A 12,303-nucleotide genomic window follows, 5' to 3' on the forward strand; every position below is an offset into this window, starting at 1 on the left:
AAATGCATCCGGTGTTGATAGAAATTGGATTTCTTAAAATTTATTCATACGGATTCATGCTCGCGCTGAGCTTCTTCGCGGGCATACTTCTGGCCGCGGCGAGAGCGAGAAGAAGGGGAGTCTCATCCCATTTGATATACGATCTGAGTATAGTCCTGATAATAGGAGCTGTGGTGGGATCAAGGGGGCTGTACATTATTACTCATCTGGATAATTATAACGGTATTCTTGATATGTTTGCTCTGTGGGAAGGGGGCGCTGTATATTACGGAGGGTTGATACTGGCGGTAGCGGGCGCGTTGATATATCTCAGGATCAAGAAAACCTCTTTCCTTAAAGTAGCTGATATTATATCTCCCTCGATAGGTATTGGAATATTCTTTACAAGGATCGGCTGTTTCTTAAGCGGCTGTTGTTTTGGGCATCCAACTACCTGCTCTGCGGGTGTTGTCTTCCCGCATCATTCTCCGGCCGGTTATCAATATCCGGATATTCATATTCATCCCACCCAATTGTATTCTTCCGCCTATGGGCTTATAATATTTATTCTGCTTATCCTCGTTGAAAAAATAAAGTTGGCGGAGGGTTCACTTTTCGGTTTCATGTTTGTTTTTTACGGAATAGCGAGGTTTTTTATAGATTATTTCAGGTATTATGAAGAGTCTGCCATGGTTGGTCCATTTACATTCAATCAATTGATAAGTATAGGGCTTGTTGCGGCCGGGGCGGGTTTCATAATAGCTGTTAACTCGAGAAATAAAAAAAGGGTTGAGAGCTATAATTAGAATTGGTTTAATGATCTCAGTGTGAGCGGCGATTTCCGCGCGATGTTCACATAAAAGAGTTCTAAACGGGTTTTAATCGGAGTATTTCAAATAATACTTTGATTTCGGAGGGGATGGGTCGGGACGTGAAGGGAACAGGACTTTTTAAAGATTTTATCTCATTTGCTGCTTCTTCTGTATTTATCAACAGATGTCTCGTCTGTGAGAGGCCGGTTAATCAAGAGGACCATTCTTTTTATCTTCCCGGCCCTATCCCGCGGGGATGGCCCCGAGAGACCCTGTCTTTCTTTCAGAATCAATTCATTTTCAAGACGATTGGAGGCATATGCTTATCAGCCGGGGTGTTATGTGACGATTGCTGGTTGAAACTAATTCCCGCCGCGGAGTATCCAGTTGCCGCTATAGACGATATTCCGATAATTGCTCCATTCAGAACCTGTGAAATCCTTCTTAAAATTATAAGGTATTTGAAATTCTCGGGCGGGAAATCAGCCGCGGAACCTCTTTCATGGTGGATGGCAAACGCGCTTAAAAACTACTTTCACGATGTTGCAGATTCTGCTCTGACTGAACTGCTTGTCGTGCCCGTGCCTCTTCATAAATCAAGAAGAAGACGCAGGGGTTACAATCAGGCGTCTCTTCTGGCTTCCAGGGTAAGCGCGGATTTAAGATGCTCTTTCAGAACCGATCTTCTTGTGAGAGTAAAGAATACTAAAAGCCAGTCAAGACTCAATGCCTCGAGCCGGAAAGAAAATGTGCGCGGCGCTTTCTATATGACGGATAGAGTGGAAAGGGGCAGTGTGGACCTTGTTCTTGTAGATGACCTTGTCACTACAGGCGAGACCGTTCGGGAATGCGTAAAGGTTCTCAGAAGAAACGGGGTTTCGGCCGTAAGCGTGCTTTCCGCCGGGGCCTCCAAGGCATGTTTTAAATAGATTAGAAGGGCCGGATAGAAACTAAATATCAATTCCACTTATCAATATGGGTAATTACTTAATAGTTATGCCGTTACTAAAATGTTGCCCTGATTTTTTGGGAAAGTCCTGTAAATATTTTGTTGAAGATAGAAGGCGGTTATGTTTCAATACTCTATATGACCTGCCGCCCGTATTATTCGGCCGGATTCTGTTGAATATTTTAGCGGGTTTTTTATAACACGGGTGGCTTCATAGTTGACGGGGTTGTAGAGAGTATAGATTTGTGATATTTGAAAGATTTAAGAGGAAGGGGGATAGATATGCTGGTAACGAACAAAGAGCTTCTTGAAGAGGCCAGTAAAGGAAAATATGGAGTTGGCGCTTTCAACATTAATAACATGGAGTTTGTTCAGGCTATAACTGAAGCTGCCGCGGAACTAAACAGCCCGGCGATAATAGCAGTTTCGGAAGGCGCCATAAAGTATGCCGGTTTTGAGAATTTGGTTGCCATGGTAAATATAGCGGCTAAGGGGGATAATACACGATTCTCGCTGCATCTCGATCACGGTAAGGATATGGATGTAATTGAAAGATGTATTGAAAACGGATTTACCTCTGTAATGATTGACGGATCGCATTTGCCGTACGAAGAAAATGTCGCGGTTACCCGTGAAGTTGTTAAGAAAGCCGGTTCAAGGGGGATTTCCGTGGAGGGCGAACTCGGTCAACTGGCCGGTGTGGAGGATAATGTTTCTGTTTCTGAGCAGGACGCGAAATTCACCGATCCTGATGAAGCCGCCCGGTTCGTTGAGAGCACTGGTGTCGGTTCTCTGGCGGTAGCGGTCGGCACTTCCCACGGCGCCTATAAATTCAAAGGTGAGCCGAGACTCGGGATGGATAGACTGAGCGATATAGCGTCAAAGGTGTCTGTTCCGCTGGTTCTTCACGGAGCGTCCGGAGTTAACAGAGAGCATGTGGAAATCGCGAACAGGTTCGGGGCTGATATCGGGGACGCGAGAGGTGTCCCGGATGACGCTATAAAAGAGGCTGTGAAGAGGGGGATATCCAAGGTTAACATAGATACCGATATGAGGATCGCTTTTACAGCTTTTATTAGAAAGAAGTTTTCTCTGGATCCCGACATTTTTGATCCAAGAAAGTATCTCGGAGCGGGAAGGGACGCCATAGCAGAGGTTGTAAAAACGAAAATCAGGTTGTTCGGCAGCGAAAATAAGATAGGGTAGTATTTAATTTTAATCTGAGGAGGATAAAATGGCGATTAAAGTAGCCATAAACGGCTTTGGAAGAATTGGAAGGTTTGTCATGCGCGGTCTGGCAAATGACAAGCGGTTCAATCTTGTTGCTGTTAATGATCTTACTGATAATAAAACTCTTGCTCATCTTTTAAAGTACGATTCCATGCACGGAAGGTTCCCCGGTAACGTAAAGGCTTTGAAGTCCGGTCATATCAGGGCTGGAAACAGGAAGTTCAAGGTTTATTCAGAACCCGATCCAGCTGACCTGCCTTGGAAGAAACATGGAGTTGATGTGGTTATTGAATCAACCGGACTGTTCAGAAAGAGGGAAGCCGCCGCGAAACATCTTAAGGCGGGAGCGAAAAAGGTTGTCATTTCAGCACCTTCCAAAGATCCGGATATAATGATAGTGATGGGAGTAAATCACAAATCTTACAGAAAAAGCCGGCATCACATAATTTCCACCGCTTCCTGTACTACAAATTGCCTTGCTCCCATAGCCAGTGTTTTGAACAATAAATTCGGTATATCAAACGGATTGATGACGACTATACATTCCTATACAACTGATCAGAATATCTTGGACGGCCCCCACAAGAAGGATTTGAGGAGAGCCAGATCCTGCGCCGTGTCCATAATCCCGACCAGTACGGGCGCCGCTGAAGCGGTCGGAGTTGTTATGCCTGAACTTAAAGGGAAACTGGATGGTATGGCTGTGCGTGTTCCAACCGCCGACGGTTCTCTTGTGGATCTGACTGTAACTCTTAAGAAAAGAACTACAATCGCGAAATTAAATCATGCCGTTAAGCTTGCCGCCGCAAGATCAATGAGAGGTATAATTGAATACTGTGAGGATCCGATTGTATCTGCTGATGTTATAGGTAATCCTCATTCTTCAATCTTTGATCCGGGCGCCACAATGAGCGTGACGCCGAAGGTGTTTAAGATTCTTACCTGGTACGATAACGAGATCGGCTACGCGATGCGTATGGTTGACATGATAAGATTGATAGGGAAGAAATAATTGTAATTTTATGGAGGAAACATTTTGAATCTCAAGACATTAGCCGATTTGGATCTTCGCGGCAAAAGAGTCCTTATGAGAGTTGATTTCAATGTTCCCCTTTCAAAGGATGGAGATGTGGCCGATGATACAAGGATACGGTCGGCACTGCCCAGCATTGAATATGTTGTTGATAACGGAGCGTCCCTTGTATTAATGTCTCATCTCGGCAGGCCGGGCGGCGAGAAGAATCCCTCAATGAGTCTGAAGGTTGTAGCGTACCGGCTTGCGGAGCTTACGGATCATCCTGTAAAATTTGTGGAAGATTGTATTGGAGACTCCGTTGTCAATAAGATTTCCGGTCTGAAAGAGGGAGAAATACTTCTGCTGGAAAATATGAGATTCCATAAGGAAGAAAAAGAGAATGACCCCATGTTCGCGAAACGGATTGCCCGCTGGGGTGATCTTTACGCTAATGATGCTTTCGGTACAGCGCACAGAGCCCATGCTTCGACTGTAGCGGTGCCGCGGAATTTTGTAAGTAGAGTGGCGGGGTTTCTCCTTGAAAAGGAACTTACGGTTCTTGAGGGGCTTATCGATAATCCCGCTTATCCCTTTGTCGCCGTGCTCGGAGGAGCAAAAGTATCCGGAAAGATCGGCCTTGTCAGCAATCTTCTTAATCATGTTGACCGTCTTATTATAGGCGGAGGAATGGCTTTTACCTTTTTAAAAGCTGTCGGACTTGAGATTGGGAATTCGCTCCTGGATGAGGAGTATCTTCCCCTTTGCAGGGATCTTATGGAAAAAGACAGCAAAGCGCGGGAGAAAAAAATATATCTGCCGGTCGATTGCCTCGTCGCGAGGGAGATTCATGAAGATAGCGAAGTTAAGCTGGTTTCCACCGGGGATATCCCGAAAGGATGGACGGCCGTGGACATTGGCGAGAAATCAGTAGATCTGTTTTCGGAGGAATTGAACAAAGCCCGCACGGTTTTCTGGAATGGACCTATGGGGATCTTCGAAATAGATAATTTCGCCCGCGGGACCGAAGGGATTGCCAGAAAGGTGGCGGAAATAACTGATTCCGGGGCGAAGACTGTTGTGGGCGGCGGGGATACTGTTTCAGCCCTGAACAAGAATCATCTTTCCGACAGGATATTTCATATTTCCACCGGCGGCGGCGCTTCACTCACTTTACTGGAAGGAGGTGAGCTGCCGGCCGTAGAAGTACTGGAGAAGAAAAATAATTAGAATCAACCGCGTGTAATCATGCTTATGTTCCGGTTACGCGCTGATTTCAAGGGTGAACGGGATTTAAACCCTATATAGTATGTAAGGAGTTAAAAAAGTATACCTTGCCCTTAGGCTTGCAGCCGGTGTTTTCCGGAGAGTTGAAAGATAATTTAACAACATTCTATTTAAACATTGAAATTTAGTTTGCGTAGTATTTGTCGAGGGGGATTTGATGAGAAAGAGCGTAGTTGCCGGTAATTGGAAAATGAACATGAATAACAAAGAGGGCGCCCGGCTCGCAGGTGAGATTGTAAACGGACTTAAGGACGGGTTTGATTGTGAAGTTGTTCTTTTCCCATCTTTTACAACTATTCCTTCAGTTCTCGATGTCGTCCGGGGATCTTCGGTGTCTGTTGGCGGGCAGAACCTCTATTCTGAAAGCAGCGGGGCTTTTACGGGTGAAATATCCGCGGATATGCTTAAAGCGCTGGGCTGCGAATATGTTCTTGTAGGTCATTCCGAAAGAAGGCATATTTTCGGTGAGGATTCAGCAGTACTTTCGAAGAAATTAAGAATTGCCCTCAAATACGGGCTGTCGCCCTTCTTTTGCGTGGGGGAGCTCCTTGAGCAAAGAGAAAGCGGTATAGCGGATGATGTGGTGGAGAAGCAGCTGCGGGAAGTATTAGAAGGGTTGGATGACAGTGAGATCTCAAGGGTTAAAATAGCTTATGAGCCTGTCTGGGCAATAGGGACCGGAAAGACAGCAACAGCTTCTGACGCGGCGGATATGCATTCACTTATAAGAGAAGTGGTAGAGAATATTTTCAGCAGTGTGATTTCACAGCGGATGATTATCATGTACGGCGGAAGCGTTAAACCCGCAAACGCCGCTGAACTAATCAAAGAAAAAGATATTGACGGTGCCCTCGTTGGCGGCGCGGCTCTGAAAGCCGATTCATTTCTTGAAATTATTCGTCAGTCGGTAAGATAAAGACAGAGTGCTTTCTTTTTCTCAAATTGATAATTTAATTGACTGAAGCCCTTCTATTAATTAAAATACAGTTGAGAGAAAGTTGGTGAATAATGCTTTTTAGTTTATTTGTTGGAATTCATGTCATAGCATGTGTATTGCTTATTATTGTTGTGCTTATGCAGTCGAGTAAGGGAGGCGGGCTCTCCGGAGCTTTTGGCGGTATGGGCAGCCAGGCTGTTATGGGCGGACGGGAAACCGCGTCCTTTCTGAGTAAGGCAACTACTTATCTGGCAGTAATTTTTATGGTAACTTCTCTTTCGCTTGCTTTTCTTTCTGCCGGAAGGGGCGGCAAGCAGCAGAAGAGTGTTCTGAAAAATGCCGCGAAGCAGAACCAATGGGGAACAGTTGTTCCCGAGGAACAGAAGAAGATTGACGATATTCTCGGGAAGGTTCCGGAAGGCACGGAAGATAATAGCGAGGGAGAAAGTACAGAGAAAAAACCTTCCGAATAACTTATTTTATCTGATTGCCGAGGTGGTGGAATTGGTAGACACGCCACTTTAAGGGGGTGGTGAGCGAAACGCTTGTGCGGGTTCAAATCCCGCCCTCGGCATTACTTGTTGAGACCTTAAGGTCTTTTTTTTATGGTTTCTACCTGCTTGGGGTCCGGCATTACCGATCGGCAGTTGCCGTGATTATAAAATATTTTTGAGGATTTTTATTTACAATTTCTCTTGCAGGGGATAATCTCCTTCCTGTTGAGTATTTATTTAGCTGATACACGCGGGAGGTAACTAAATTGAGCGGGCTTATTAGTTCTAACAGCAGTTTACTTATATCAATTTCTATGATTTTAGGAATTGCCGCTTTTTCCTTATCTATAGTTTTGTTGATTAATGTCAGAAGAATGCGCAAACCCTTCACTGACATGGCTCAATTACATGACGATAACGGTACTGAAGAGTCCCTTCTGGAACTTATGAAGGGTGTCGGTGAGAACAGGAATTATATCCGTGAACATGCCGACCGTCAGAAAGAAATTATGGAAAGACTTGACAACTGTTACTCCGGCATGGGAATAGTCCGATATAATGCCTTCGAAGATATTGGAGGTAATCAGAGTTATTCGGTATGTCTTCTGTCGCCCAAAAGGAATGGAATAATATTATCTAATCTTGTCGCCAGGGATTCCACCCGAGGGTATTCAATTGAAATAAATAACGGCAACCCTTCGCGCGAATTAAGTAACGAGGAAACAGAGAGTTTCAAGGATGCTCTAAGCTCTCTCGGTTCCTGATCTTCGCGCCTTCTGAAGTGGTATTTTTTAATTGTGTTTATTGTCGTCAGAGTACTGTTCGAGGATTCTTTTTTCAGTTTCTGTTAGATTTCCGTAACCCTTTCTTGATATTTTATCCAGTATGGAATCTATCTTTTTCCTGCTGTTTCCATCAGAAGTCTCAGCGTCATCCTCATTTTTAATTTTTATTTTGATCGGGAATGAATCCAAAAGAGATTTTATTTTTCTCCAGAATATGCTGGTTCTATGATCTGAATGTATGTAGATCAATCCGGCCGCCAATCCTCCCAGATGAGCAAAGTGCGCTATTCCGTCCTGACCGCCCATGCCTCTTAAGAATTCCAAAACGGCTAATATTATTACGAGTGTTCTGGCCCGGATAGGGAATAATCCCAGAATATATATCTGATTGTACGGAAAGAGAACGGCATAGGCCAGAAGAATTCCATAAGCCGCGGCAGATGCTCCAAGTATTATCGAATGATAGGAGAATATAAAACTGAACAGGGCGCCGCCGAGTCCGCACACAAAGTAATATTTGAGAAATTGCCTGCTTCCCCACATCCTTTCGAGTTGCGTTCCGAACATCCATATTATCAGCATATTAAAACCGATATGAAGTATACCTCCGTGAATGAACATATATGTGAATAATTGCCAGATATATCCCCTGGTGAGTACTTTTTCCGGATGCAGAACCAGCCATTGTTCGAAGTTGGTCTTATAGAGGATGATCTGCAGAAAAAAAATTACCACATTAGCCGCTATTATTTTATTCAGGACGTTTTTGCCCAAGAAGTTCTTAATACCGTTTGATGAGCTCCCGCCGTAGAAATCGTTCATTACTATACTCCACTGTTGAATCCTGTTTATAATAACTACTGAAGTTTAAATGAGCAACTTTGATAATACAACATACACGGTTTTTTTCAAGCTTAGAATAATTTTTGGAATTCCCCCAATTTTTATAACCTATAAGGTAGAGGGTGATTTGTAACAGTATGCGGATGATTGATATTTTCAAAATCGTGGTCGATTTCCCCGGCGAGGTAATCGCCACTCCCGCCTCGGGCTCGCTCTTTCTGCCCCTTCGGGCCAGAAATCCTTGCCCGCTCGCCCTCCGGAGGGTTTTGAAAATATCAATCATCCGCCTTAAGTAACGTTGACCGACTTATTCCAGCTGGTTATTCTTGTAACTGATACCCATTACATAACTTAGTGGATTTATTGCTAAATTTTTGAGCAAACTCCCGGAGAAAAATTACTCTTTCAGCAAATATTCATTAATAGAGTATTCTATCGGTAGAATAATCTTCCTTTATAAATAAGATCATTTGGTAGATAATAATCCAAGGTGAGTGATATATGAAAAAAGTATTTTATAATGGCAGAATAATAACAATGGATTCGGGCTGCCCGCGGGCTGAGGCTTTACTGGTTGAGGGGAATAAGATTTCCCGTGTTGGAAATTCCGAAGATATGCTCTCGCTGGCGGAAAAGTCAGCCGAAAGGTACGATCTTGAAGGGAAAACAGTAATCCCAGGGCTGATAGATGCTCATACACATCTGTTCAGCTACGCCATGGCAAAAAACCTTCTCGATTTGAGTGATATGAATTCATTCGGTCAGGCTCTAAGCCTGATAAAAGAAAGAGCGGATAATTGCAAGAAAGGTGAATGGATAGTCGGAAGAGGATGGGATCAGAATAGAATGCGGGGGTTTAACGGATCTGTTATTGGAAAACTTGACAAGATCTTTCCGGAGAACCCCGTATTTTTAGAGAGGGTTTGCGGGCATGCAGCGCTAGTTAATTCGGCAGCTCTAGGGAAAGGGTCTATAGAGAGCGCCGCGGCGGATCCGGCAGGCGGAGAGATTAAGAGGGATCCCGCGGGAAGGCCGACCGGATTATTGATCGACAAGGCCGCGGATATAATAAGGAGGATTATCCCCCGGATAACTCCGGAGAAAGAGAAAGAACTTGTCGGGGAGGCTGTTAATGATTGTCTGGCAGCGGGAGTAACCTGCGTACATGATATGAGTGTTAATCCGGAATCAGCCGCCGTTTACAGAGAGCTCCAAGAACAGCGGAGATTCCCGTTTCGTCTTTACGGATACTATCTCGAAGATAAGATTGATTTTGATAATATTGCTGATAACGATCTTCTGCCCGAAGGAGGGGATGAAAATTTCTCCGTGCAAGGTGTAAAATTCTTCACCGATGGTTCACTTGGCGCCCGCAGTGCCGCTCTTCTCGAGGATTATTCAGATGACAAAGGCAACAGGGGGATTCTTACAGAAGATCCGGAAACTCTCTCAGAGAAGATTCTTTCATGCCAAAGGGCCGGTTTGCAGGCGGCCGTTCATGCTATAGGTGACAGAGCCAACCGCGTTGTCCTTGATATATTCGAAAAAGTAAATCTCTTTTCACCCGTTGCGGGTAGAAGGCACAGGATAGAACACGCGCAGATTATAGCTCCCGAGGATATTGACCGTTTTCACGCTTTATCGCTTATACCTTCTATGCAGTTTGTCCACTGCAGCTCGGATATGCCGTGGGCGGAAAGCAGGATTGGATTCGAACGCCTCGCCGGAGCATATCCCTGGAAAAGCCTGGTTTCAAGCGGCTGCAGGATCGCCGGAGGATCGGATATGCCGGTTGAATCGATAAATCCTTTTAGAGGAATATATTCCGCTGTTACCTGTCGGATAAGGAAGGGGAAAAGATCAAAGGCGGGCGGTGATTGCGACCGCAGATTGAGTCTCCCGGAAGCCTTAGAGTCTTTCACTCTGAACGCCGCTTACGCCTCGTTCAGGGAAGATCTTCTGGGTTCTCTGAAAGCCGGGAAGTTCGCCGATTTTATTATTATTTCTGATAATATCCTGGAGATGCCAGTCGAGGAAATACCTATGACCGCGGTTCTGGGAACAGTTCAAAACGGCAATATTGTTCATAATTCAGCTGATTGGCCCTTTTAATCCGTTTTGCGAAGCTCAGTTTAAATACTTATTGTTCAGAAGTGAGATTGGAAGAGGGGGATTTGATTTTAGAAATTCAAAAGCGCCCATTCTTCTTAGTTTTATGTCATCAGAGCTTTTTAATCTGTCATTGATATTATTCAGCAGAATTCTCGTAATACCCGGGTAAGCTGCCGCGGGCGAGATAAGAAGACTTTCAACGCGGTATGTAGATTCCTTCTTGTCGAATCCGCATCTTTCCATGAAAAAATCTCTTGCCATCTTCTTGGAATAATTTCCGCTGTGGAGTTTAAAAACGGTCATCGCTCCAGCTAAATCAAGCATACGGGCATTAATAAGATGCAGGCGCATTTGTAGATTTCTTTCTGTATATCGTTTAAGTGTGTTATCTATGCTATTAAAGAGTAACCCTAATCTGTAGGTTTCGCTGCATAGGAGTGTCCTCAGGGTATCTCCGGTAAAGAGATACTCTGAAGATATATTTTTATCCGACAGGGCTCTTATTATGGAGAAAACCGCGAATGATTCGCCGCTCAGGTGGTCCGGGAGATAGTCAGCTGATTCTTTCAATCTGTTCATAGACACTAAAAGGTGCCCATTTCTTGGGGGTGGGGAGTTGAGAGGGGGCGGTATCCAAACAACGGGAAATTTCTGAGGGTATGGTATCGACAGATATGGGTTTTTTATGTAGAAGGCGAATCGTCCCGGATTATCCGTGAAGATTACTTCCGGCATTTCACGCGGTGACTGGCTGAAACCCGCGCCGGAAAAGGATATATCTTTGTTTATTTCTCCTATCATTTCCAGTATCCGGGATTTACTTATTTTGTCTATCGGAATTTCTGATTCGCCGGGCTTTTTATCCTCGGATTCCCGGTCGATCATGATTTTGAGAGACCTTCTGCTTGACAGGAGCTTTTGTGTTTTCTTTTCAACTCTTTCTATAATCATATTTGGATTGGATAAAATCTGCTCATCATAGTCAAAAATCTTTGTGATATTTTCTAAACCGAGGATCATTTTGCCGTATGACCTTTCCGAGAGGTCTTCGTTAATATACTTCTGAAAATCCTCTATATATTTAAGAGTTGAATCAAGCTCGTTAAAGCCTCTCTCATAACGTGTTGAGACTAGAGCTTTGAGGTTGTCGAATTCGCTCAAAATATCTTTTACCATATTACGTGAAATTTTAGTATGAAGTTGTGACGGTTTGTCTATAGTCTCTTTGGCGGTACTCAGGAGCCGGGGGATCTTCATAAGCCGTTTTCTGTAATTTTCCATCTCATTATCCTCCGGCGGGCTCAGCCTCGAAGGAATTCCCCATAGGGTTTCATTGATCATCCAGCAGTAAATAACAGGGTTGTTCTTGTGATAAGAAAGCCTGTTCAGAGCGAATCTTTCTCCGTAAAGCCAGTTGAGGATTAATACCGAGTTGTCGATCTCCTCTTCTGTCAATCCTTCTGTAGTCAGATTAGACAGGTTGTCCAGGATAGAAGTGATATTTTCTTCCGCTTCGGACAACTCTTCTTCTGAGAAGGTAAATAGAGCGGAGTCGGCGCGCTGAATTCCGATTCTGGAACTCCGCAGGGGATGGAGTCTGAAGTATAATTCAGTTGAATTATTCTTTATTTCGCGATATCTCTTTGAATTTCCGCTTGACTTATTATCCTTCTCACATCCGGCAAAGAGAATTAATACCGCTGTGATAATAATTATAAGTCGATTAAGCAGAAATCTTTTTTCGTTCACTGCCGATAGCATTGTATTTTCCCGATCATCCGGATTCTTCATACTTTTGTTGCCTACCTGCTCTATATATGTATATAATTCCTTTCAGGAAGTCTGTAAACAGGTTTATAGAAT

Annotated in this window: 11 protein-coding genes and 1 tRNA gene; 10 read left to right on the plus strand and 2 right to left on the minus strand. The window is 44.2% G+C overall.

Features of this window, described 5'->3' with window-relative positions; all coding sequences use genetic code 11:
• Positions 1-2 precede the first annotated feature (2 nt).
• The 9 genes from U5O15_10170 (at position 3) to U5O15_10210 (ending at position 7,464) form a co-directional block, all read left to right on the plus strand.
• The gene (locus tag U5O15_10170) at positions 3-785 is read left to right on the plus strand and encodes a prolipoprotein diacylglyceryl transferase (GenBank protein MDZ7861008.1); all 783 of its coding nucleotides are present in this window, start codon (positions 3-5) and stop codon (positions 783-785) included.
• Between the two features lie 125 nt (positions 786-910).
• A complete protein-coding gene (locus U5O15_10175) occupies positions 911-1,720 on the plus strand; it encodes a hypothetical protein (protein MDZ7861009.1) in 810 nt (269 codons plus the stop codon).
• A 302-nt stretch (positions 1,721-2,022) separates the two neighbouring features.
• Positions 2,023-2,946 (plus strand): class II fructose-1,6-bisphosphate aldolase, encoded by a 924-nt coding sequence (gene fba / locus U5O15_10180; GenBank protein ID MDZ7861010.1) that lies wholly within the window; start codon positions 2,023-2,025, stop codon positions 2,944-2,946.
• A gap of 28 nt (positions 2,947-2,974) precedes the next feature.
• The gene (gene gap, locus U5O15_10185; GenBank protein ID MDZ7861011.1) at positions 2,975-3,982 is read left to right on the plus strand and encodes a type I glyceraldehyde-3-phosphate dehydrogenase; all 1,008 of its coding nucleotides are present in this window, start codon (positions 2,975-2,977) and stop codon (positions 3,980-3,982) included.
• A gap of 24 nt (positions 3,983-4,006) precedes the next feature.
• Positions 4,007-5,212 carry a phosphoglycerate kinase gene (locus U5O15_10190; protein ID MDZ7861012.1) on the plus strand — a complete coding sequence of 402 codons (1,206 nt, stop codon included), beginning with the start codon at positions 4,007-4,009 and terminating at the stop codon, positions 5,210-5,212.
• 214 nt (positions 5,213-5,426) lie between these two features.
• Positions 5,427-6,185, plus strand: coding sequence for a triose-phosphate isomerase (gene tpiA, locus U5O15_10195; GenBank protein ID MDZ7861013.1), 759 nt, complete (start codon positions 5,427-5,429; stop codon positions 6,183-6,185).
• A 92-nt stretch (positions 6,186-6,277) separates the two neighbouring features.
• On the plus strand, positions 6,278-6,679 hold the full coding sequence (secG, locus tag U5O15_10200) for a preprotein translocase subunit SecG (GenBank protein MDZ7861014.1): 402 nt from the start codon (positions 6,278-6,280) through the stop codon (positions 6,677-6,679).
• Positions 6,680-6,695: 16 nt separating this feature from the next.
• Positions 6,696-6,780 (plus strand) — tRNA-Leu (locus U5O15_10205).
• A gap of 186 nt (positions 6,781-6,966) precedes the next feature.
• A complete protein-coding gene (locus U5O15_10210; GenBank protein MDZ7861015.1) occupies positions 6,967-7,464 on the plus strand; it encodes a DUF4446 family protein in 498 nt (165 codons plus the stop codon).
• Between the two features lie 27 nt (positions 7,465-7,491).
• Here the strand turns inward: U5O15_10210 and U5O15_10215 are convergent, their stop codons facing one another.
• Positions 7,492-8,307, minus strand: a complete 816-nt coding sequence (locus tag U5O15_10215) for a rhomboid family intramembrane serine protease (protein ID MDZ7861016.1) — start codon at positions 8,305-8,307, stop codon at positions 7,492-7,494.
• 522 nt (positions 8,308-8,829) lie between these two features.
• Between U5O15_10215 and U5O15_10220 the strand changes: the two genes are divergently transcribed.
• On the plus strand, positions 8,830-10,440 hold the full coding sequence (locus U5O15_10220) for an amidohydrolase (GenBank protein MDZ7861017.1): 1,611 nt from the start codon (positions 8,830-8,832) through the stop codon (positions 10,438-10,440).
• A 15-nt stretch (positions 10,441-10,455) separates the two neighbouring features.
• Here U5O15_10220 and U5O15_10225 read toward each other — a convergent pair whose 3' ends face one another.
• Entirely contained in the window at positions 10,456-12,189 is a 1,734-nt protein-coding gene (locus U5O15_10225; protein ID MDZ7861018.1) for a hypothetical protein, read from the minus strand.
• Positions 12,190-12,303: the final 114 nt, after the last annotated feature.

Source organism: Candidatus Krumholzibacteriota bacterium (assembly GCA_034520215.1).
In the GTDB taxonomy this organism is placed as follows: Bacteria; Krumholzibacteriota; Krumholzibacteriia; order Krumholzibacteriales; family WJIX01; genus JAGHBT01.

What these genes read in the sequence shown, in the direction of transcription:
- U5O15_10170 (MDZ7861008.1), top strand. Translation starts at nt 3, where the DNA reads ATGCATCCGGTGTTGATAGAAATTGGATTTCTTAAAATTTATTCATAC.
- fba (MDZ7861010.1), top strand. Translation starts at nt 2,023, where the DNA reads ATGCTGGTAACGAACAAAGAGCTTCTTGAAGAGGCCAGTAAAGGAAAA.
- gap (MDZ7861011.1), top strand. Translation starts at nt 2,975, where the DNA reads ATGGCGATTAAAGTAGCCATAAACGGCTTTGGAAGAATTGGAAGGTTT.
- tpiA (MDZ7861013.1), top strand. Translation starts at nt 5,427, where the DNA reads ATGAGAAAGAGCGTAGTTGCCGGTAATTGGAAAATGAACATGAATAAC.
- secG (MDZ7861014.1), top strand. Translation starts at nt 6,278, where the DNA reads ATGCTTTTTAGTTTATTTGTTGGAATTCATGTCATAGCATGTGTATTG.
- U5O15_10215 (MDZ7861016.1), bottom strand. Translation starts at nt 8,307, where the DNA reads ATGAACGATTTCTACGGCGGGAGCTCATCAAACGGTATTAAGAACTTC.
- U5O15_10220 (MDZ7861017.1), top strand. Translation starts at nt 8,830, where the DNA reads ATGAAAAAAGTATTTTATAATGGCAGAATAATAACAATGGATTCGGGC.